Origin of the sequence: Collinsella sp. AM10-26, from assembly GCF_003472525.1 — a bacterium.
Lineage (GTDB): Bacteria > Actinomycetota > Coriobacteriia > Coriobacteriales > Coriobacteriaceae > Collinsella.
The window spans coordinates 284,646-306,073 of the sequence record NZ_QRMC01000002.1 but is presented as its reverse complement, the minus strand read 5'-3'; the positions used below and the strand labels follow the sequence as shown (position 1 = coordinate 306,073).

Below are 21,428 nucleotides of genomic sequence, written 5' to 3'. Positions count from 1 at the left end.
TACTGTCCAGGCGAAACGTTCGGACTACGGACGCTCGATTGGCTGGGTCAGGCAGTGCGGGCCGCCACCGGCGTGCAGAATCTGGTCGAGCGGCACGTCGATGACTTCGATGCCCAGAGCGCGCATCTTGTCATTGATGTGCTTGTTCTTCTCGATGGCAACGACCTTGTTGTTGCCGATGCACTGGACGTTGCAGCCGTGCTTGTACATATCCTCGCTGGCGACGGGGATGAGTTCAAAGCCGCGGCGCTTGAGCATTTGCAGGAAGTTGTAGGGCAGCTGATCGATACAGGCGAGGGCAACCTGGGGAGCGACGATGTTAAAGATCATGTCGAGGTGCAGGTTGTCGGGCGGGCAGGGAACGCCGACGACGGTATAGCCAAACTTCTCGAGCTGATGGCGGAGGCTGGCGACTCCCTGTTCATCGGTACGATCGACCATGCCCCAGGCGAGCGTATGCTCATCGATCATCCAGAAGTCGCCACCCTCCATGCAGCCCGCGTTAACGCGGGCGACGATGGGGACACCCATCTCCTTAAGCTTTGCCTCATAGGATTGGGCCTCGATCTGGCGGACCGGATGACGGAAGTGACCCATGACGGCGCCTTCCTTGATCATGCAGCCGTAGTCGCGGGCAAAGGTCATGACCTCATACTTGGGGTTGGCTTCGACCTCGACGACCTCGATGCCGTTATCCTTGTAGGCGTCAACGAGCATCTGCCATTCCTTGACCATGATGTCGTTCTGTTCGGTATCGCCCTTCTTCATCCACTCGGAAGTGATGACATTGATGCCGTTGAAGGTGTAGTACTTCGGCGAGCACATCATGACTTTTTTAAGCGGATTGGTGGCGTTGGAGACGTAGATTTTCTCTTCAGACATGGCAGGTTCCTTTCTTTAAGACCTACATACCTTAGATGGAAAGCGCGCGGCGGGAAAAACGGAGGGGCTTGCCCGCCGCGCGAGAATCCCCACGGGGGGGCGCCTAGAGCATCACGAGGACGCAGAGGAAGGCGCAGCAGGCGGCGAACAGGATGGCGACGATGGGGGCGATTTTCTTGACCCAGTCGCCGTAGCTCATGTGCGCCGCGGCCGTGCACGTCATGACGACGATGGAGCACGGGGTGATCATCTTGGCCAGGCCGAGCGCCATGAGGTAGATGATGACCATGATGTAGACGTCGACGCCGGCGAAGGTGGACAGCGTGCCCATAATGCCCATGGTGGCGGCGGCCAGGCCGGTGGAGCTGGGGATCAGGCAGGCAATGAGGAAGTAGCAGACCAGGGCGACGACGACGAAGGCGAAGGGCGGCAGGGAGGCAAGCGCGTTCTCGCACATGTTGAGGATGGATGGGGTGATCTGGCCGTTGTCCATGACGACCTGGATGCCGCGGGCCAGCGGCACGACGAAGGCGGTGGAGACCAGGCCGGAGGCGCCCTTTAGAATCGTGTCGATGATGGTGTCGGCGTCATAGTGCATAACTAGGCCGATGAGGATGACCATGATTAGCGTGATCATCGAGAGCTCGGGGAAATACCAGTTTCCGAAGGCGGTGATGTCGGTGCCCAGGATGTTGCGCAGGACCGGAGTCGCGGCGACCCAGGCGGTGAAGTCCTCGAAGAACGTCCACTCGGGGTTGAGGGAGGTCCAGGGAGTCAGGCCGACGATCATAAAGGCGAAGGTAAGCATGAACAGTACGAGCGCGCCCTTCTGGCGGCCGGTGAGGGTGAGGTCCTCGTCGTCGGCGGCGGGGAACTCCTTGAGATCCTGCTCGCGGCGGAAGAACTGGACGGACTTCTCGGGATGCGCCTTGATCTTGTCTGCATAGCGGCAGATGAGAAGGATGACAAGGCCGGTGAAGATGACGAACATCGCGATGCGGGGGATCATGCCCTCGCCGGGGGAGATGCCGGCGATGCCTGATGCGATGCCCGTGGAGAACGGGTTAATGATCGAGGAGAGGCAGCCGATCTGGGTGCCGAGGACGACGATCATGATCGCGGTGACCGTATCGAGGCCGAGGGCCAGGATGACGGGTACGAACATCAGGAAGTAGACGATGCCTTCCTCGTAAGCGCCTTCGAGTGTGCCAAAGAATGCCATCAGGATAACGAGGATGGCGATAAGCGCGTGCATGTTGTTCTGGTTGGCGATCGTGATGCGCTTGATGGCCGTCTTGAGCGCGCAGGTGCGATCCATCATCTCGAGCAAGCTGCCGAACAGCATGATGGTGAGGGAGATGGAAATGGCGCCGGAGACCGTGCCACCACCGAGCATGCCGGTGATGGGGGCCATGAAGATGTCCCAGAGACCCTGGGGGTTGCTCTCGACCACGTGGTAGGTGCCGGCGATGGCGTCGCCGCCCTCGGAGAGCTCGTAGGCTCCGCCGGGAACGAACCAGGTCAGGAGGGCGATGAAGGCGATGACGGCGAACAGGATCACGTACGTGTTCGGCATCTGGAATTTCTTCTTCGCCGGCTTTTCCTTAATTTCTTCAGCCATGGGGCTTCCTCTCTTGAGGCGGATGGAGGGGCGCCGCGCGGAGGGGGGGGGGTACCGTGCGGCGCGTGGAAAATCGGTGCTCCGTGCTAGACGCGCGGGATGTAGAGGTTGCCGAGGGTCGCGGCCATGATGGCCTTGATGGTGTGCATGCGGTTCTCGGCCTCCTCGAAGCAGCGGGAGTGCTCGCTGTAGATTACGTCGTCGGTGCACTCCATCGCCTCGATGCCGTGCTCCTCCTTGATCTTGGCGGCATACTCGGTCTCGGCGTTGTGGAAGGCCGGGAGGCAGTGCAGGAAGATCCAGTCGGGGTTCTCGATGTGGGAGACGAGCTCGGCGTTGACCTGGAACGGGGTCATCAGGCGGACGCGCTCGGCGAACTGGGACTCCTCGCCCATGGCCGCCCAGACGTTGGTGTAGACGGCGTCGGCGCCGCGGACGGCGTCCACGGGGTCGTTGGTGACGCGGATGGTGGCGCCGGACTCGGCGGCGAACTTCTGCGCGAGGGCGACGATCTCGGGGTCGGGCTCGAGCTCCTTGGGCGTGGCGTTGACGTAGTTCACGCCCAGGATGGCGGAGGTGATCATGAGGGAGTTCTGGACGTTGTTGCGACCCTGGCCGCAGTAGGCGAGCGTGAGGCCCTCGAGCTTGCCGAAGTGCTCCTTGATGGTCATGAAGTCGGCCAGCATCTGGGTGGGGTGCTCGCGGTCGGTGAGGCCGTTCCACACGGGGACGCCGGAATACTCGGCGAGCTGCTCGACGTGGTCTTGCTTGAAGCCGCGGAACTCGATGGCGTCGAACATGGAGCCGAGCACCTTGGCGGTGTCGAGGACCGTCTCCTTCTTGCCCAGCTGGATGTCGCCCTTGCCCAGGTACTCGGGATGGGCGCCCAGGTCGATGCAGGCGGTGGTGAAGGCGGCGCGGGTGCGGGTGGAGGTCTTCTCGAAGAGGAGTGCGACGTTCTTGCCCTCGAGGTAGCGGTGCGGGACGTTGCGCCTCTTGAGGTCCTTGAGGTGCTCGGCGAAGCCGATGAGCCACATCAGCTCGTCCTTGGTGTAGTCCCTCGTGGAGAGCAGGTGGCGACCCTGGAAAACCGAATCAGTCATAGTTTGTCCCCTTTCGTCGGGTTTTGTCCTATCCCCGACGGACGCCCGTGCGGGCCCCTCCAGACAGGTTAGGTGTTTCGTTCGCCCCATTTGGGGCATCGATACCTGTTGTCGGGTGCCGGTGCAGCGGCACGCCGAAACCATGACTCAAAGTCTAGAAGCACCCAGATGCCGTGTATTTGGTGCCAACTCAAAGCCTTCTAGGGGTCTATTTGTTATTTTTTACAAATGTATGGACATTCATGAACGATTGGCGGCCTGTAAACCCAATCATCCGAGCGTAGTTGGGGCTGTTTTGTGAAAAATGACGATTCCGGTTGGCTCGCGCTATCTGCTGAGGAAAGCGAGCGAAAGGAATACGAGTAGCTCACGGTCGTGTGAGTCATCCATGTCAAGGAGCGCTCGAATGCGCCGCAACCGATATCGGACGGTGTTGGGGTGTTGGTGTAGGTGTTCGGCGGTGTCGACGATGTCGCCGCTGCAGCGCACAAAGGCGCGTGCCGTTTGGACCAGTTCGGTAGAGTTGTGTGCGTCGTAGTTTTCGATACGGCGGCGGAAACCTTGCGCGGTGCGCTCGAACATTGGGTTGGTCTGCGCTGCATACGAGAAAGCGTCCATGGACAGATCCGACCACTCAAGCCTGCGCGCTCCGCTCAGATGGGATTCATTGAGAAGAATCGTTGCCTGGCGAATGGAGATATCTGCCTCGCCGAGGGGTACCAGGTCGCCTACGCCGCAGTAATTTACGCCAACGCCTCGAATGGCATTCTCTAGGTCGCAGAAGACGCCCTCGTGCTGTTCATCGGTGGCATACGAGACAAAAACGAGCAATGCATCGTGATAGCGAAACGCACAGGCATTTTGGACATCCTCGTGTCGCTGGCGAAACGAGTCCAGATAATCGTTGAGTGTATCTTGAATTGCGTACAGTGAGCATCGGTCATCCTTTTCAGCCGAGATGGCGATGCAACGCATCGTCGAGCCGGTGAGACCTGCCAGTTTGTTGATTTCTTGTCGTACTTGAGACTTCGATCTTCCCACCAAGAACTGATCAACGGCATCGCTTTTGTCGGATGCGTCAAGATCGCGTTGAAGAAGATTAAGCGATTCGAAAGCGACGCGTTCATGGTAGGCACCGGAATAGAGATACACCGGGACGCCCATACGCACGCTTGCTTGGGCGACTGCATCGGTGAAGCAAGGCGAGTACACACGTTTCACGGCAATGGCTGCGACACGTCGTTCAATCATGGCAATAAGCGACGTGTCGGAGAGGTCGGGATCTTCGTAGCAAAAACCAAGATTGGTGAGAATGAATTCACCGGGCATGTATGCGCTGTAGTCGTTGATTGAGGGAGGGCAGTCTAGGATGCCAACGTTGTAGACGCGGTGCTCCCCGGCGTCTTTGATAGGAGCGACTAGGTCGATTTGCTCAAATGCCGGTAGGGCCAAAATATCGGCGACTGTAATCATGAGTGTCTCCGTGCGACGCGAGGCTGTTTGATGGATGCGAGGCAAGCGCTGCCTGTCCATATAATGGTATGACAAGAATTGGGTGCGGGGTGCATATGTTGATATTAAACGATAACCCCCTGTTTCCATGCCGGGGCCGCAGTGGAGAAGGCGTGAGCAGCGGAAAAGACTGGCTGCGGCGCGCATCGTTCAGCATATCGTTTACCATCGCAGGTTTGGTATGGGCGCGCGGTGGGCATAATGGGTGGCATCGAATGAAATCGAAAGGATCATTATGCCCGCGCTTATCACCCATCATCTGTTTGGCGAGGAAAGCATCGACCGTCTTCCGCAGGGCGTCATCGCGTCCGATGAAGAGCGCATTGCCTTTATCTTGGGCAACCAAGGCCCCGACCCGTTTTTCTTTCACATTCTGACGCCGCGCGTTTCCGACTGCACGCTGCTGGCGCAGGTCATGCATCGCTCGCGCATGTCTCGCCAGTTCGCGTGTCTGCGCGACGGCGTGTCGCATCTGCTGCCGCGCGACGCCAACTTGGGCCGTGCCTTTGCGTTGGGCCTGCTGTCTCATTACGTGCTCGACCGCAACGCCCATCCCTTTGTCTATGAGCAACAGTTTGGCATCGTGGAGTCCGATTCAGAGCTTGAGGATTCGAGCAGTCAGGTCCATGCCGTGATCGAGAGCGACCTGGATGTACTGATGCTGCAGCTTAAACGCGATGGCGCTACGGTCGACGATTACCCGCCGGCGGGCGAGATCGTCACCACCGATCGTATCAATCGCGTTGCCGGCGTGCTGATGAGCTATGTTGCCGGACGCGTGTACGGTATTGACATTCCGGCGGGGGAATACGGTGCCGCCGTTGCCAATATGCAGCGACTTTACCGCGCGATTGAGCCGGCCAGCTCCGTAAAGACGCGCGCGATCTCGTTGGTTGAGGGCTTGGTGCACGACTACTCGCTGCTCGACGGCCTTGCCCATCGCGTGACGACGGAGCTGCCCGAGCGCACCGGTAACCTGGGCCATCTGACATGGAAGAATCCCTTTACCGATAAGGTCTCGAATGAGAGTTTCCCCGAGGTCTTTGATCGCGCGCTGGTCGATTACGAGTGCACGGTCGCGCGTTTTATCGAGACCGGCGACATGGAGGCCGTGACCAGTCACGTCAACTACAGCGGTCGCGTGCTCAATGTCGATGAGGAGTTCGACCGCGAGGAATAGGGCCCATGCGTGCCCCTTTGCCGAATCCTTACCGGTGCTTCTGGACAATTGGGGTACGATGAATTAACTGCATATCGGGCGAATACGAAGGGTCCCTGTCCATGAAATACACCAAGCTCGAGCGTAACTGGGTCATGTACGATGTGGGAAACTCGGCCCTCGTGCTGCTCAATACCTCGGTGGTGCCCATTTACTTTAACGCCATCAATACCGGCGCTTCCTCGGCCGACCTGGTGGTCGCCTGGGGCAATGCGCAGACGATCGCCTCGCTGGTCATCGCCATGCTCATGCCCATTCTGGGCGCGCTTGCCGATTACGCCGGCAACAAGATCAAGTTCTTCTTGGGCTTCTTCCTGACGGGTCTCGTGCTTTGCTTTGCACAGGCTATCCCGATGTCCGCCATGGCGTTTTTGACCGTCTATGTGCTGTGCACCATCGGCCTCAACTCGTCTATGACGTTCTACGACGCCATGTTGCCCGATGTCACCACCGATGAGCGCATGGACGCCGTGTCGAGTTCGGGCTTCGCTTGGGGCTACATCGGTTCCACCGTGCCGTTCATCATCTGCCTGGCGCTCATTATGGGCGGTCCGGCCCTTGGCGTCCCCACCATGTTGGCCACGCGCCTGTCGTTTATTATCACCGGCGCCTGGTGGCTCATCTTTACCTTGCCGCTCATCCGCACCTATAAGCAAAAATACGGTCGCGAGCGCAAGCCCGAAGACACCATCGGCCACATTGTGGGCGGCGTGTTCTCCGAGGTCGGACACACCATGCGCGAGATCGCCCACAACAAGACCGTGCTGGTCTACATGATCGCGTTCTTCTTCTATATCGATGGCGTGCACACGGTCATCTCCATGGCAACCAGCTACGGATCGGCCTTGGGCATCGATTCGACCCAGTTGGTCCTGGCGCTGCTCGTCACGCAGTTTGTGGCTTTCCCGTCCGCCATCATCTACGGCAAGCTCGCCGGCCGCGTGGGCACGCTCAACATGATCTTGGTGGCAGTCGCCGCCTATATGGGCATCGTGCTCTTTGCCGCGTTCTTCCTCAAGACCGCCTTTGAGTTTTGGGTGCTTGCCATTTTGGTCGGCCTGTTCCAGGGCGGCGTGCAGGCGCTCAGCCGCAGCTACTTTGGCCGCATTATTCCCAAGGAAAAGTCCAACGAGTACTACGGCTTCTTTGATATCTTTGGCCGCTATGCAAGTGTTATGGGCACCTTCTTGGTGTCGGTCGTCACCTCGCTGACCGGCAACCCCTCGCTGGGCGTCCTGTCTATCGGCGTGCTGCTGGTGGTGGGCTTTGCGCTGCTGGTCCGTCTGTCCCGCATGTCTCAAACGGCAGAGCAGGCCGCATAGGAACTTGCCGGTAATTGCGTCCGCCGCGATACTCTTTTGGGGCTATCCGCAATAAACATTCTGACTTTCGAACAATGATTAGCCCAAGTGGGTATGATGGAGTCAGCTAGGTCGCGGGGCGTCGCCTGTGTTTGGCGGCGTCCCGTTTTTGTGTTGCAGGGAGGGTAAGGCATGAACGCCACGGTCGTGATTCCAACGTATTGGGCGGGCGATGACGCTCGCGCAAACGCCCCTGGCACCTATGACCATTCGACACGACTCAACGCCGACAATCCCGAACTCGACCGCTGCCTGGCCTCGCTTGAACAGGTGCGCGACATCCCGCGCATCATCCTTTTGGTGGTCTGTCCCGTTTCTGCCACAGCCGATGTGTCGCTGCGCGTGCACGAGATTGTCGACGCGCATCCCACGCTCAAGGTCACCGTTGTCACCAACACCCAGGCCTCGCGCATTGCAGACCGGGTTGCTCAGATCGCGCCCAAGGGTTCGGGCGAGTGCGTGAGTCTGCGAGGCTACGGCGCCATCCGCAACATGGGGCTGGCCTGTGCCGCTGTGCTGGGGCATGACGCGGTTATCTTTTTGGATGACGATGAGACTGTCATCGATGCCGACTTTATGAAGCGCGCGACCTACGCGCTGGGTCAGCAGACGCGTCAGGGCCTGCCGATCTTGGTCAAGAGCGGCTATTTCTACGATCGCGACGGATCGCCGCTGGCTCCCACGGACAAGGCGGGCATCTGCCATCGTTGGTGGACCAAGCGCATCGAGTTCAACCGTTGGATGAAAAAGGCGCTCTCGGGCACCCGCATCTCGCGCTCCAACTACGTGTGCGGCGGCCTGATGGCCCTGCACGCCCGCGCCTTTACGCGTGTGGCCTTTGACCCGTTTATCACCCGCGGCGAGGACTTGGATTACCTCTTTAACATGCGCATGTTTGGCTACGACGTGTGGTTCGATAACGAGTGGACCGTGCGCCATTTGCCTCCGGAGTCCGAAAAGCGCTCACCGCGCTTTATGCAGGATGTATACCGTTGGTACTACGAACGGGCCAAGTTGACGTTCGCCGCGCATCAAAAGGAGCTCATTCCTGTTACGGCGGCATCGCTCATGCCCTACCCGGGCCCGTGGATTTCGCGCGAGCTCGACGACCGCGTGCGCAAGACCGCTATGGTCCGCAGCGTGTTTACCCGCGAGCATGAGGGCTACCTGCGCATCTGGCGCCATGGTATCGACGAGGCAAAGGCCTATGCGCGCCAAAACGCTGCAAGCTACCTGCGTTTCCAGAGCTTTTGGCCCAAGATCATGGACGGGCTTTGGCGTGACGCACAACTGATCAGTATCCTGGAGGGGGCCGAATGATCGACCGCCGCGCCCAGCGCGATAGTTCATTATCAATCTTTCGCATCATTGCCGTTGCCTGCGCCATTTGCGTGCTGATGTACTTTATTTTTGCCTTGGTGACCGGCATCGAGCCGATCGCCACGGTGATTGCCTGCGCGCTGCTGTGCATCTTTCTGTGCATCTTTATCTTTTTGACGCTCAATCCCGATTCGGTGCGCTCGCAGTACACCGAAGAGACGCTCTCGGTGGCCTCGGCCATGCTCGAGGACATTAAGGGCGGTCTGACGCAGGAGTCGGCGCGTTTGGTGTGCCAGCGCATTTTGCCCGAGACGCGCGCCATGACGGTGGCCATCACCGACGAGGAAAACGTGCTTGCCTGCGCGGGCGAGTTTGAGGAAAAACTATTGCCAGATTCTCCCATCCACACGCTTGCAACGCGCTACGTTATCGAACATGGCATCGTGCAGTCGTTCAACCGTATGGTGGATGTCGTGGGTTCGGACGGCTCGCACAACCAAGTCCCCGCCGGCATTATCGCTCCCATCAAGGTGGGCGATCGTACCGTCGGCACGCTCAAGTTCTACTACAAGACCCCGCGCGCCGTCGACCGTACTCAGTACGCGCTTGCCTCGGGCTTTGCCGAGATCTTGTCCACGCAGCTCGCCATCCACGAGCTCGAGGTGCAAAAGGAACTCACGGCGCGCGCCGAGGTGCGTGCGCTGCAGGCACAGATTAACCCGCACTTCCTGTTCAACACGCTGAACACCATTGCATCGTTTACGCGCACCGACCCGTTGCGGGCCCGCGAACTGCTTCGTGAGTTCTCATCGTTCTATCGCGCCACGCTCGACAACTCGGGATCGCTTATTCCGGTCTCGCGCGAGGTCGCACAGACCAAGCGCTACCTTACCTTTGAGAAGGCCCGCTTTGGCGAGGACCGCGTGCTTGCAACGTTCGATGTGTCCGAGGACGTGGAAGATACGCTGGTGCCGGCGTTCGTGATTCAGCCGATTGTCGAGAACGCCGTGCGTCATGGTATGGGCGATGACGGCGCCCTGAGGATCGACGTGACCGTTCACCAAGACGGCGAGGATGCAATCTTGATTGCCGTTGCTGATAACGGCGTGGGCATGGATGAGGGTACCGCCGCCAGACTGTTTGACGAGCGCTCTGCCCGTCCCGACGCCAGCTCTCCCCAGGGCGGCGGCGCCGGTGTGGCCATGCACAATATTTCGGAGCGCATCCATCGCTTTTATGGGCCACACTCCTATACGCGTGTCGAATCGGCGCCGGGCAAGGGCACCAAAGTGCTTCTTCATCTTGATTTGTCAGAGAGCATCTTTGACATTCAAGAGTAAAATAAAAGGCTACGGGCTCAACGTCATGCGACGGATGCCCGGCGTAGTTAGTTGACGAAAGGTTTTATCCCTATGCTGCGTGCGATGATTGTGGATGATGAGGCGCCGGCTCGCTCGGAGCTTCGCTTCTTGCTCGAGCAAACGGGCAAGATCGGCACGATCACGGAGGCGTCGAGCGTCCGCTCCGCCATCGAGATGCTTATGGAAAGTCGCGTGGATGTCGTGTTTCTCGATATCTCGATGCCCGGTGCCTCGGGCCTGCAACTTGCCGAGGCACTGCATAAGCTCAAAAATCCGCCGGCGATCGTGTTTGTGACTGCGTATAGCGACCATGCGGTCGAGGCATTCGACGTGGATGCTGTCGATTATCTGATGAAGCCGGTCGAGGAAGCTCGCTTGGATCGCGCGATCGAGAAGGTCATGCAACGCGCTAAGCCGGTTACGGACAGCAAGGTGACCATCGAGCGTATCCCGGTGGAAAAGGGCGGCCGCAAGGTGCTCATTCCCGTGGACGACATTCGCTTTATCATGGCCAAGGACGATTACTCCTGCATCTATACCGTCGATGATCGCTTTTTGTCGACGACCTCGCTGGCGCAGTTTGAGGCCAAGCTCTGCGACTTTGGCTTCTTCCGTGTTCACCGCCGCTATATCGTCAACTTGGCGTGCGTTACCGACGTTGAGACGGTGCCCTCGGGCGCCATCCAGCTGGGCATTACGGGCGTCGACGAACGCGTGCCGGTTTCGCGCCGCCGCGTCGTGCCGCTCAAGAAGGCTCTGAGTCTCTAGCACACTGGCCCCGCGGCCCTGTGGACCTATCGTCTGCGGAGCCGTGGGGCCTTTTTGTATGTATCTGCCAAATCGTTTTTTGCGGAAGGGATCCCATGAACAGTGCAAGCGCCAAGCGTATCGACATCATCTCGGACACCCACGGCTATCTTTCGCCCGCGCTCTTAGATGAGCTTAAAGGTGCGGATTTGATTATCCATGCCGGCGACCTTACGTCGGAGATGGACTACGAGCATCTATGCACCATCGCCCCTGTGCGGGCCGTACTGGGCAACAACGATTATTACCGCGACTACGGCCCCGATGTGGATCGCCTGGCGCTCTTTACCTACGAAGGCCTCAAATTCGCTGTAGCCCACTACCGCGAAGACCTCCCGGTGGGATCCGTAGACGTAGCCATCAACGGCCACACCCACGTAACCAAAGAAGCCCAAGTGGGCCGTTGCTTGGTCCTCAACCCGGGCAGCGCCAGCTACCCCAGAGGTACCCGAGGTCCCACTATGGCCAGAATGCTCGTCAACGACGGCCGAATCATAAGTACCAAGTTTATTGACCTAGAGTAACCGCAACAAAAACGGGGGATGCAGATCGCATCTCCCGTTTTTTATGAGCCAAAGGTCAAAGTTCAACAAGATCCATCAGACCAACCCCGCCGAGGAGCACGCGGGCTAGCCGCGCAGCGGCGCACGCCCACAAAACTGGTTGAATAATGTGACGGCAGGGAGGGTCTCCGGGGCTGAGGGCGGGGGGTTAAGTTTGTCGCGAGTTCCGCACGCAAAGGAAAGCACTTAATGTGCTTTCCGTCTTGCGCAGGACTGTAGAGCAGCAAACTTAACCCCCGCCCTCAGCCCCGGAGACCCTCCCGGAGGGACCGAAAAATTTTTTCAAAAAAAGTTGTTGCGCGCCGGACAGACTTCTGTGTATACTAATCCCCGCAGCGCACGCGAGCGGAAACAAACGCGAACGCCTGCCTGGGGAGTTAGCTCAGTTTGGTTAGAGCGCCGGCCTGTCACGTCGGAGGTCGCGGGTTCGAGCCCCGTACTTCCCGCCAACGCAATTAAAGCCACGTCTTCGGACGTGGCTTTTTGCGTTTGATGCACTTTGTTTCGATAGAACGATCGCCCTGGCGCATCTTCGCCCAGAATCCCCGCGCCTTCGGGAACGCAAGTAAAATCCAATAAGTATATCTGTCTAAACAGCAGCTTTGTTGCGCAACACCTGTTCAACGAGACAGGGGGTTAGGTTATACTAAATTGCACTGTAGACCGCATCTGATGCATTTCGCTCCAAGCGCGGCACTCAGTGGATATCCTATTTATCATTTGGATGTCCTAGCGGTCATTTAGCGTCTCGACACAAGCTCGGCCCCGGAGCTCGTTCGAGCTGTTCGTATTCCTTGAAAGGGGAAAAATGGACATATCGAGGAAGACTGATTACGCCCTTCGTATGCTGGCGATGCTTACCGAGGATCCGGAGCGTTTGCTTTCTGTTCGCACCGCTGCCGAAGAGGTCAATGTCCCGTATTCGTTTGCCCGTTCGATCCAACACGGTTTGGTCCAGGCCGGTATTGTGGAGAGCCTGCGTGGCGTCCACGGTGGAATGCGTCTCAAGGTCAGTCCGGACGATGTCACCATCCGCCAGGTCGTCGAGGCTGTTCAGGGCCCTATGGTTATGAACGATTGCACCGCGCCCGATGGTGACTGTGCGCGCATGGGCACGTGCTGCTATCATCCCCTGTGGGCCGGAGCCCAGGCGTTGATGCGCGACTACCTCGATTCCGTTTCGCTCGGCGACATCGTCGCCCATCGCCAGTTCCCGGCTGTCGATCCCAAGTTCGCCGATCGCGATGCGTTTCCCGAGTACGCCACCTGTGCGTGCGCCTGCCGGGAGGAATAGCGCCGCATAAGGAGCATTGCCATGATTCAGGACCCCTTTCGTTCGATGATTCGTTCGGAAGGGGTCCTGCGTTATCGCGACCTTCCGTGGCGCCGCACGCGCGACCCATATATCATCTGGCTCTCCGAGGTCATGCTGCAGCAGACACAGGTTCCGCGCGTGGAGACGCGCATGCCGGCGTGGCTCGATCGTTTTCCGACCGTCCAGGCGCTCGCTCAGGCCGCGCCTTCCGATGTTTTAGATGCTTGGCAGGGCATGGGCTACAACCGACGCGCTCTGGCGCTCCACAAGGCCGCTCAGCGCGTTGCAGAGGACTGGGATGGGGAGTTTCCGCGTGAGACGCGCGACTTGGTCGCTCTGCCAGGTATTGGCCCGGCAACGGCGCAGGGTATCCGGTCGTTTGCGTTTGATCTTCCGGGTGTGTATCTGGAGACCAACGTGCGCACGGTCTTTTTGCACCATTTCTTTCCCGATGTGCCGGCCGTTCCCGATCGCGAGCTGGTGCCGCTGATTCAAGCCGCCTGTCCGGCGGCCCCTGGTGCGGTGGCAGATGAGATTGCGCCCTTTGCCGCGCCTCAAGACGATGCCGACACGCCGCGCGCGTGGTATTACGCGTTGCTGGATTACGGCGCGTATCTTAAAAAGACGCTGCCCAATCCGTCCAGGCGATCGGCGAACTATAGTCGGCAGTCCAAGTTTGAGGGCTCGCGTCGCCAAAAGCGCGCCCACATTGTGCGCATGCTGCTGGCAGCGCGCGATGGGCAGCCGGCAGGCATTACGCTCGATGAAGCCGTTGCAGGCGTTAACGAGATGGAGACGGCAGCAGGCCGAGAGCCGGTCGAGCGCGAGCTGGTCGCAAGCATTCTTGCCGATTTGGAGCGCGAGGGCTTTTGCCGCTCCGAGGGTGATCGTTGGTTGAGTGTGTAGCCCGCCCAAATCTGAAGAACGGGATTGTAAGGTTTAAATTCGCGGCTTGAGGGCATCCTAAAGACAAGGTCGCTCAAAGCCTATGGGCGGCACGTGTTGAAGGGAAGTACACCTATGGATTTTGAGAACTCTCAGACCAAGAAGAACCTCGAGACCGCTTTTGCCGGTGAGTCTCAGGCGCACACCAAGTATCGCTACTATGCATCCAAGGCAAAAAAGGACGGCTACGTTCAGATCTCGAATATCTTTGCCGAGACGGCGGGCAACGAGTCCGAGCACGCCAAGCTGTGGTTTAAGTATCTGCACGATGGCGCCGTTCCCAGCACTCTGGATAACCTGCGCGATGCCGCCGCGGGAGAGAACTACGAGTGGACCGAGATGTACGACGAGTTTGCCAAGACCGCCGAGGAGGAGGGCTTTGCCGAGATCGCCGCGAAGTTCCGCGGCGTCGCTGCTGTCGAGAAGGCTCACGAGGAGCGCTACAACAAGCTCGTCGAGCGCATTGAGTCGGGCGAGGTGTTTGAGCGCGAGGGTGTAAAGGTGTGGAAGTGCCTGAACTGCGGACACCTGCATGTTGGTGCCGAGGCGCCCGAGGTGTGCCCGGTGTGCAACCACCCGAAGGCGTACTTTGAGGAGCAGGTGGTGAACTACTAGCGCGTGGCGCTGGCTGCTGCGGGGCGCGGGGCGGGGAGATACCTTTCCCTCTCGCTCACGGCTTCGCAGAGTCGCGCGAGGGAAAGGTATCTCCCCGCCCCGCGCCCCGGCGTTGGGTCGTCGCGTGCTCGCTACAGAAAAGCTGATATTAAAGTTTGTGTGCCGCCCCCTATGGGGCGGCACGTTTTGTGTGGGGGCGGACAGTTAGTTCAGATTCGTATTTTCCAATCGCTCGATGGCTGTCTTTTGGGTCCTTGGAGGTCTGTTGGGCGTCATTTGGATGCCTGTTACGCCTGACTTTGGGTCTTTGATGTCCGTTATGGGGGACCAAAATGCAGCAAACGGAGCGTGTCGGCCCTTCTGTGGGGGGTCTGATTTATACATATCTGAACTAACTGTCCAGGCTGCTTCGCTTGGGGCTGTCACGTTTTACTTGAGGTCCCGGTCTCCACAATTTTCGTCAAGCTTTTGGTTAGATTTTGGTCAGCTGGCGTAAGGGTGGAAGGCCAAAAGATTGCTGGCGAAAAAAGCTCAGAGAAAGTGCTGGTAGGGGAGTTGTTGAGCTTTTCGACAGCTTTTGAGCAAAAGAAACTTTGTGGCTATTGCCGGCGATTGCGTTGCCGCGGTCATGGCGGTGCGGGATGCTGGCCGTAAGCGTCGAATGCCCCGATTTTGGAGGCCAACATGGATCTGTTTCTTGAGACTCCGCAGCAACAAGCTGAGCGCATGCTGCGTCAGCAGCAACGACTCATGGAGATGCAAATGCAAGGGGTTGCCAACCAGGCGCCCGTGCAAAACGTCGTGCCCGCTGCTGTACCTGCAGCTGTGCCCGGGTGTGAATCGGCGCCAGAGGCCTATTCCGTACAGCAAGATTCATATGCGCAGGAGCTCGCGTTCGACAAACGCCGCGCGCGCCGCCGCCGTTTGGGCCAGCGCCTGCGCACATTGGCGATGATCGTGCTCATCCCGTTGGGGCTTGCGGCCATCTTTCTGGCGTCGTATGCCCTCACGTGCATCCTCAACGGCGCATCGCCCAACGAGGTGCTTCAACATCTAGCGGCCCTGGGCCAGCGCCTAGGTGACGTCATAACAACCATCCGCGCCGGCTGGGAGAGCTAGCGTTTTAACGCCCGCGGCTATAAGAGAAATTTGTCTGCAAGGCAGTGAGTGATCCGTGTGTATGGCGGGGTAAGATTGATCGCGGTTTTGATTGGTGCTCGATTGGGTTTGTTGGGCGGAGTTTATGTCTGCTATTGATATTGTGCTTGTTGTGATCGCCTTGGTGGCGGTGGGGGTTGCTGTGGCTTGCGCCATCCAGCTCAAGAGCCTGCGTGCCGAGTTGCGGGAGCGTGGCGACAGTAGCGCGGAAACGCTGGCAGCACTTGAGCAGGCCAACAACGCGCTCGATGCCCTGAACGTCGCGCTGGCTGAAACCCGCCGCACGGCCAATGCCATCGCGCAGCAGCAGACGACCGATGCGGCCGTGGAGCAGCAACGTTACCTGGCCATCGCACGCGAGTTCTCGCAAGCTGGTGACCGTATGGATGACCTGCGCCGCGAGACGGCCCAGCAGCTCGGCGCCAACCGCGAGGGCATCGAGCATCGCCTGGACAAGGTGCGCGAGACGGTCGATGCTCAGCTGAGCGCCATCCGCAAAGACAACAACGTGCAGCTCGATCAGGTGCGCGCGACGGTGGACGAGAAGCTCTCTCGCACGCTCAATGACCGACTGTCGGCATCGTTTAAGCAGGTGAGCGACCAGCTCGAGGCCGTGTACAAGGGTCTGGGCGACATGCAATCTATCGCCACCGGCGTGGGCGACCTTAAACGCGTGCTGGGCAACGTGAAGGCGCGTGGTATTTTGGGCGAGGTGCAGCTGGGCGCGATCCTGGCGGACATCCTTACGCCCGACCAGTATCTGGAAAACGTCGCCACCAAGCCCGGCGCCTCGGAGCGCGTTGAGTTTGCCGTCAAGCTGCCGGTAGACGAGGGAGACCCCGTGCTGCTGCCAATCGACTCCAAATTCCCGGGCGATGCGTATGAGCATCTGCTCGACGCCCAGGAGTCGGGCGACGCGGAGGCCGTCGCCGCCGCGCGCAAGACGCTCGACACCATGGTCAAGCGCGAGGCTAAAGACATTTGCGAAAAGTACCTGAGTGTGCCGGCAACGACCAACTTTGGCATCATGTTCGTGCCGTTTGAGGGACTGTACGCCGAGATCGTCAGCCGCCCCGGGCTTATCGAGACCCTGGGCCGCGACTATCACGTCAACGTAGCCGGTCCCAGCACCATGGCCGCCATCCTCAACAGCCTGCAGATGAGCTACCAGACGTTTAAGCTGCAAAAACGCACCGACGACGTGCTGCGTGTGCTTTCCGCCGTCAAGGCCGAGCTGCCGCGCTATCAGGCGGCGCTGCGCCGCGCCCAGCAGCAGATCGAGACCGCGGGCAAGACGGTCGAGGGCATCATCACCACGCGCACCAACGTTATGGAGCGCAAGCTCAAGGATATCGACGCGCTGGAAGATGCCGAGGAGGCCGACGAGGTCTTGGGGCTCACGTCTGCGGGCCTGCTTGCAGGGCAAGAAGACGAGGACTAGCCGCACCTGACGGCGGGGCGTCTGCGCAGGCGCGGGGCGCAGCGCTTCTCGCATCGCACTTGCCTAAAGCGCACTTTAATGTGCAACAATGGTGTTTCGCCCTATCAGATGCGAAAGGAAGCCCATGTCTCAGAGAAGCACCAGTCCGCTCAAACGCTCAACCGTGCGTCGCACGCTGCAGCGTTTTTGGGACGTCACGCGCACACAGCCGCTGATCGTCTTTCTCTCGGTGTTCTCGTCGGCGGGCTACATCTTTTTGCTGACGTTTGCCAATACCTATGTGATGGCCCTCATTGTCGACCGCGTTCAAGCCGGTCCCGTGGCGGGTGACCAGGTGTTTGAGGTCTTCGGCCCCTATATCCTGGCGCTCGTACTCGTTAACCTGGTGGGTCAGATCCTCTCCAAGCTACAGGACTACACCGTCTACAAGCTCGAAATCGCAGGCAACTATCACCTGGCGCGTCTGTGCTTCGACACGCTCTCCAACCAATCCATGACATTTCACACCAGCCGTTTTGGCGGATCGCTCGTTAGCCAGACGAGCCGTTTTATGAGCGGCTATACGGGACTGGTGGACGTGACGGTGTATTCGCTCATTCCCACCATCACCTCGGTCGTCTGCACGGTGGCGGCACTCGCCCCGGTGGTGCCCACATTTACTGTGATCCTGGTGGGCATCATGGTCGTCTACATTGCGTTTGTCTGGCTTATGTACAAGCGCATCATGCCGCTTTCGGCCGCGACGTCCGCCGCGCAAAACAAGCTCTCGGGCGTGCTGTCCGACGCGGTCACGAACATCCTGGCCGTCAAGACCTGCGGGCGCGAGGACTTTGAGCACGATCTGTTCGATGCCGCCGACCGCGCCGCGCGCGATGCTGAGACGGTATCGATGCACGCCATGATGCAGCGCAACTTTACGACCTCGGGCCTTATCGTCATCACCATGGCCGTGGTGAGCGTGTTTGTGGCGGGCGGCAACGCGTGGTTTGGCATCTCGGCCGGCGCGCTCGTCATGATCTTTACCTATACGTACAACCTCACCATGCGTCTGAACTACGTGAGCTCCATGATGCAGCGTATCAACCGCGCGCTGGGTGACGCTGCCGAGATGACGCGCGTGCTGGACGAGCCACGTTTGGTGGCAGACGACCCGGACGCCCCTGAGCTCAAAGTGACCGAGGGCGCGATTGATTTTGAGCACCTGAGCTTTGCGTACCGTGACGCTGCGGCGGGTGAGAGCGTGTTCGATGACCTGACGCTTCATGTGGCGGCGGGCCAGCGCGTGGGCCTGGTGGGCAAATCGGGCTCGGGTAAGACGACGCTCACCAAGCTGCTGCTGCGCCTGGACGATGTTCAGGGCGGCCGCGTACTCGTGGACGGTCAGGATGTCTCGCGCTGCACGCAGCAGAGCCTGCGCCGCCAGGTTGCCTACGTTCCGCAGGAGGCGCTGCTGTTCCACCGCTCCATTCGCGAGAATATCGCCTACGGCCGCCCCGACGCCACCGACGAGCAAATTCGTGAGGCGGCGCGCCTGGCCAATGCCCTGGAGTTTATCGACCGCCTGCCCCGTGGCTTTGACACCATGGTGGGCGAGCGCGGCGTCAAGCTCTCGGGCGGCCAGCGTCAGCGCGTGGCTATCGCCCGCGCCATCCTAACCGACGCGCCGATTCTGGTGCTCGATGAGGCGACCTCTGCCCTCGACAGCGAGTCCGAGGCTCTGGTGCAGGAGGCGCTCGAAAATCTGATGCGTGGACGTACCTCCATTGTGGTGGCGCACCGCCTGTCCACCGTGGCGGCGCTCGACCGCATCGTGGTGCTGGCCGATGGTGAGATCGTCGAGGACGGCACGCATGCGCAGCTTGTCGAGGCGGGCGGCGAGTATGCAAGCCTGTGGAGCCGCCAGACCGGCGCATTTTTGGAAGCGTAACGACCCTATACGTGGGACAATTGTGCTCATAAGTTTATTGTGCCGTTGAGCCGAGGAGTCGTTATGCCACGCGAGACCAATGCCGCCAAGCGCGAGCGCGCCATCGAGGTGTGTGAGCGCCTCAACCGTCGCTATGGCCCGGTCGAGTGCTTTTTGGACCACGAGAATCCCTTCCGCCTGCTGATCGCGGTGCTGCTTTCGGCGCAAACGACCGATATGCAGGTCAACAAGGTGACGCCGCGGCTGTTTGCCCAGTGGCCCACGCCCGAGGCCATGGCCGGGGCGAGCGTGGCTGACGTGGCGGACACCATCAAGTCACTCGGCTTCTACAAGAGCAAAGCCAAGCATGCCGTCGAGGCCGCGCAGATGATCGTCGCCGACTATGGCGGCGAGGTGCCGGCCGACATGAAGGAGCTCGTCAAGCTGCCGGGCGTGGGGCGCAAGACGGCGAACATCGTGCTCAACGTGGGGTTTGGCATTGTCGAGGGCATTGCGGTCGATACGCACGTCAACCGCATCGCGCATCGCCTAATGCTGAGTCCCAAGACGCATGCCAAGGAGCCGCTCAAGACCGAGCGGGATCTGCTCAAGATTCTGCCGCACGAGTATTGGGAGTCGGTCAACCATCAGTGGATCACCTTTGGTCGCGAGATCTGCGACGCCCGCAAACCCAAGTGTGACGAGTGCCCGCTGGCAGATTTGTGCCCCAGCGTGCGCGTAGCGGGGTAGGGCGGAACGCATCTTCGTCTGGCGTTTTTTGCGGGGCTAGGTTTGCCCTTGAGCCGGAGTCCTCTCCATGCGCTACCATGACAGACAATGTATTTGACGTACGACCTGCCGAGCTTGCCCCGGCGGGCTTTTGGCGTTGCAATGCCGGAGGAACAGCATGCTCATTCACCGTATAGCCGCGCAGCTCTACACTGCCGAGGCACTGCAGACCGTCGAGGCCGGGCTCGATGCCGGCGAGGACGTGACGCTGGCCGTGTCGCAGTCGGGTCGCACGCTTATGGCGGCAGCCCAGTTTGCGCGTCGCCCGCGCCCCACGGTCTACATTGTGAGTGGCGAGGATGCGGCCGATCGCGCCGCACGCAGTCTGGCCGCCTATGTGGGCCTGGCGCACGTGTGCCGCTTTCCCGAGCGCAAGGACTACCCTTGGCGCGAGCAGGCGCCCGACGACGCCGTGGTAGCCCAGCGCTGCGAGGCGCTCGGGCGCATCGTGCGCGGGGACAACTGCATCATGGTCGCCTCCGCTCGCGCACTGCTGCGTTGCGTGCCGCCGGTCGAGAGCCGCTATTGGGAGTCCACTACTTTTACGGTGGGCGAGGAGATTCCCTTCGACGAGGTGCCGCAGCGCCTGGTGGGCATGGGCTACGCCAATGCCGGTGCCGCCGACGCGCCCGGCCTGTTCCGCGTGCACGGCGACACCGTCGAGGTGTTTCCCGCGCAGGAGAAGGCACCCGTGCGCATTGAGTTCTTTGGCGACGAGATCGACCGCATCCGTCGCATGGTGAGTTCCACGGGCCAAACCATCGGCAACGAGGACAGCATTGAGATCTTCCCCTGCCGCGAGCTGGCGCTCACCGACGAGGCAGTCCACAACATGCATGTGGCGCTCTACCGCGCCAGCCAGGACGACAGCAAGCTGGCGGCGCTGCTCGAGATGGTGGACGCGCGCATCGTCACGCCCGAGCTCGACCGCTTTTTGCCGGTGATGTACGGCCAGACCGTGAGCCCGTTGGCGCACGTGAGCGGCAAGGCACTTGTGGTCCTGTCCGAGCCGCGCTCGCTGTTCGACGACTGCCTACGTGCCTACGAGGATATCGAAGCCCGTGCCGACGAGGCGGGGATTGACCGTCTGGACGGCCTGTACGTGCGTGCCCAGCAGCTCGACTTTGGTGCTCAGCAGCGTCTGAACTACGTGAGCCTGATTCGTGCCGGCGGCGCGGTTACGGCCGAGCTCAAGATTGAGCAGCCGGCCATTGCGGGCTCGGACAATCGATTTATGACGCGCATTCAGGAGGTTGTGGGCAAGCGCTACGCTTGCGTGTTTGCCATTCCCGACCGCGGTGCGCGCGAGTCGATGGAGCTCACCTTTGGCGATGCGGGCATTACCTTTGAGGAGTCGCTGACTGCCGCCCCCGAAAACGCCGGCGTTATCGGCGACCGTGTACATGTGGCGGCGGCGGATTCTGCCGACCGCGCCGCCCGCCAGGGGGCCCATGCCTCGATTCGCGAGCGCCATGCCGACGCGCTCAACGCCCGCCCGCTCGAGGCGGGC

The 21,428-nt window shown here is 60.1% G+C and carries 17 protein-coding genes, 1 tRNA gene and 1 pseudogene; 15 read left to right on the top strand and 4 right to left on the bottom strand.

The window, feature by feature from the left end; genetic code table 11:
- Positions 1–24: 24 nt before the first annotated feature.
- The 4 genes from DW123_RS02940 to DW123_RS02925 all read right to left on the bottom strand — a co-directional run bounded on the left by DW123_RS02940 (position 25) and on the right by DW123_RS02925 (position 5,079).
- Complete coding sequence (locus tag DW123_RS02940) at positions 25–882, bottom strand: dimethylarginine dimethylaminohydrolase family protein (protein WP_118098110.1); 858 nt, start codon at positions 880–882, stop codon at positions 25–27.
- A gap of 103 nt (positions 883–985) precedes the next feature.
- The gene (locus tag DW123_RS02935; RefSeq protein ID WP_118098108.1) at positions 986–2,503 is read right to left on the bottom strand and encodes a YfcC family protein; all 1,518 of its coding nucleotides are present in this window, start codon (positions 2,501–2,503) and stop codon (positions 986–988) included.
- An 86-nt stretch (positions 2,504–2,589) separates the two neighbouring features.
- The gene (gene argF, locus DW123_RS02930; RefSeq protein ID WP_118098106.1) at positions 2,590–3,606 is read right to left on the bottom strand and encodes an ornithine carbamoyltransferase; all 1,017 of its coding nucleotides are present in this window, start codon (positions 3,604–3,606) and stop codon (positions 2,590–2,592) included.
- Positions 3,607–3,933: 327 nt separating this feature from the next.
- The gene (locus DW123_RS02925) at positions 3,934–5,079 is read right to left on the bottom strand and encodes a PucR family transcriptional regulator (RefSeq protein WP_158567301.1); all 1,146 of its coding nucleotides are present in this window, start codon (positions 5,077–5,079) and stop codon (positions 3,934–3,936) included.
- 274 nt (positions 5,080–5,353) lie between these two features.
- Between DW123_RS02925 and DW123_RS02920 the strand changes: the two genes are divergently transcribed.
- The 15 genes and pseudogenes from DW123_RS02920 to DW123_RS02850 all read left to right on the top strand — a co-directional run.
- On the top strand, positions 5,354–6,298 hold the full coding sequence (locus DW123_RS02920) for a zinc dependent phospholipase C family protein (protein WP_118273122.1): 945 nt from the start codon (positions 5,354–5,356) through the stop codon (positions 6,296–6,298).
- A 101-nt stretch (positions 6,299–6,399) separates the two neighbouring features.
- On the top strand, positions 6,400–7,659 hold the full coding sequence (locus DW123_RS02915; protein ID WP_117794034.1) for an MFS transporter: 1,260 nt from the start codon (positions 6,400–6,402) through the stop codon (positions 7,657–7,659).
- Positions 7,660–7,830: 171 nt separating this feature from the next.
- On the top strand, positions 7,831–9,018 hold the full coding sequence (locus tag DW123_RS02910; RefSeq protein ID WP_117743936.1) for a glycosyltransferase: 1,188 nt from the start codon (positions 7,831–7,833) through the stop codon (positions 9,016–9,018).
- Positions 9,015–10,358, top strand: a complete 1,344-nt coding sequence (locus tag DW123_RS02905; RefSeq protein ID WP_117735423.1) for a histidine kinase — start codon at positions 9,015–9,017, stop codon at positions 10,356–10,358. The genes DW123_RS02910 and DW123_RS02905 overlap by 4 nt, the downstream gene beginning before the upstream one ends.
- 72 nt (positions 10,359–10,430) lie before the next feature.
- Complete coding sequence (locus tag DW123_RS02900; protein WP_006235156.1) at positions 10,431–11,147, top strand: LytTR family DNA-binding domain-containing protein; 717 nt, start codon at positions 10,431–10,433, stop codon at positions 11,145–11,147.
- Between the two features lie 95 nt (positions 11,148–11,242).
- Positions 11,243–11,710, top strand: a complete 468-nt coding sequence (locus DW123_RS02895) for a YfcE family phosphodiesterase (protein ID WP_118273121.1) — start codon at positions 11,243–11,245, stop codon at positions 11,708–11,710.
- A 410-nt stretch (positions 11,711–12,120) separates the two neighbouring features.
- A tRNA-Asp gene (locus DW123_RS02890) sits at positions 12,121–12,198 on the top strand.
- A 359-nt stretch (positions 12,199–12,557) separates the two neighbouring features.
- The gene (locus DW123_RS02885; RefSeq protein WP_117743111.1) at positions 12,558–13,043 is read left to right on the top strand and encodes an Rrf2 family transcriptional regulator; all 486 of its coding nucleotides are present in this window, start codon (positions 12,558–12,560) and stop codon (positions 13,041–13,043) included.
- Between the two features lie 21 nt (positions 13,044–13,064).
- Positions 13,065–13,970 (top strand): adenine glycosylase, encoded by a 906-nt coding sequence (locus DW123_RS02880; RefSeq protein WP_118273120.1) that lies wholly within the window; start codon positions 13,065–13,067, stop codon positions 13,968–13,970.
- 114 nt (positions 13,971–14,084) lie between these two features.
- Entirely contained in the window at positions 14,085–14,624 is a 540-nt protein-coding gene (rbr, locus tag DW123_RS02875; RefSeq protein ID WP_118273119.1) for a rubrerythrin, read from the top strand.
- Positions 14,625–15,308: 684 nt separating this feature from the next.
- Positions 15,309–15,743, top strand: coding sequence for a hypothetical protein (locus DW123_RS02870; RefSeq protein ID WP_117735428.1), 435 nt, complete (start codon positions 15,309–15,311; stop codon positions 15,741–15,743).
- 124 nt (positions 15,744–15,867) lie between these two features.
- Positions 15,868–17,223, top strand: a complete 1,356-nt coding sequence (locus DW123_RS02865; RefSeq protein WP_118273118.1) for a DNA recombination protein RmuC — start codon at positions 15,868–15,870, stop codon at positions 17,221–17,223.
- A gap of 124 nt (positions 17,224–17,347) precedes the next feature.
- Entirely contained in the window at positions 17,348–19,150 is a 1,803-nt protein-coding gene (locus DW123_RS02860) for an ABC transporter ATP-binding protein (RefSeq protein ID WP_117735430.1), read from the top strand.
- Between the two features lie 63 nt (positions 19,151–19,213).
- Positions 19,214–19,879, top strand: a complete 666-nt coding sequence (gene nth / locus DW123_RS02855) for an endonuclease III (RefSeq protein WP_117743114.1) — start codon at positions 19,214–19,216, stop codon at positions 19,877–19,879.
- A gap of 157 nt (positions 19,880–20,036) precedes the next feature.
- A pseudogene (locus DW123_RS02850) lies at positions 20,037–21,428 on the top strand (transcription-repair coupling factor); the annotation flags it as partial.

Bases quoted from the DNA above. Each gene is read 5' to 3' on its own strand.
- DW123_RS02940 (WP_118098110.1), bottom strand. From the start codon at position 882: ATGTCTGAAGAGAAAATCTACGTCTCCAACGCCACCAATCCGCTTAAA.
- DW123_RS02935 (WP_118098108.1), bottom strand. From the start codon at position 2,503: ATGGCTGAAGAAATTAAGGAAAAGCCGGCGAAGAAGAAATTCCAGATG.
- argF (WP_118098106.1), bottom strand. From the start codon at position 3,606: ATGACTGATTCGGTTTTCCAGGGTCGCCACCTGCTCTCCACGAGGGAC.
- DW123_RS02925 (WP_158567301.1), bottom strand. From the start codon at position 5,079: ATGATTACAGTCGCCGATATTTTGGCCCTACCGGCATTTGAGCAAATC.
- DW123_RS02920 (WP_118273122.1), top strand. From the start codon at position 5,354: ATGCCCGCGCTTATCACCCATCATCTGTTTGGCGAGGAAAGCATCGAC.
- DW123_RS02915 (WP_117794034.1), top strand. From the start codon at position 6,400: ATGAAATACACCAAGCTCGAGCGTAACTGGGTCATGTACGATGTGGGA.
- DW123_RS02910 (WP_117743936.1), top strand. From the start codon at position 7,831: ATGAACGCCACGGTCGTGATTCCAACGTATTGGGCGGGCGATGACGCT.
- DW123_RS02905 (WP_117735423.1), top strand. From the start codon at position 9,015: ATGATCGACCGCCGCGCCCAGCGCGATAGTTCATTATCAATCTTTCGC.
- DW123_RS02900 (WP_006235156.1), top strand. From the start codon at position 10,431: ATGCTGCGTGCGATGATTGTGGATGATGAGGCGCCGGCTCGCTCGGAG.
- DW123_RS02895 (WP_118273121.1), top strand. From the start codon at position 11,243: ATGAACAGTGCAAGCGCCAAGCGTATCGACATCATCTCGGACACCCAC.
- DW123_RS02885 (WP_117743111.1), top strand. From the start codon at position 12,558: ATGGACATATCGAGGAAGACTGATTACGCCCTTCGTATGCTGGCGATG.
- DW123_RS02880 (WP_118273120.1), top strand. From the start codon at position 13,065: ATGATTCAGGACCCCTTTCGTTCGATGATTCGTTCGGAAGGGGTCCTG.
- rbr (WP_118273119.1), top strand. From the start codon at position 14,085: ATGGATTTTGAGAACTCTCAGACCAAGAAGAACCTCGAGACCGCTTTT.
- DW123_RS02870 (WP_117735428.1), top strand. From the start codon at position 15,309: ATGGATCTGTTTCTTGAGACTCCGCAGCAACAAGCTGAGCGCATGCTG.
- DW123_RS02865 (WP_118273118.1), top strand. From the start codon at position 15,868: ATGTCTGCTATTGATATTGTGCTTGTTGTGATCGCCTTGGTGGCGGTG.
- DW123_RS02860 (WP_117735430.1), top strand. From the start codon at position 17,348: ATGTCTCAGAGAAGCACCAGTCCGCTCAAACGCTCAACCGTGCGTCGC.
- nth (WP_117743114.1), top strand. From the start codon at position 19,214: ATGCCACGCGAGACCAATGCCGCCAAGCGCGAGCGCGCCATCGAGGTG.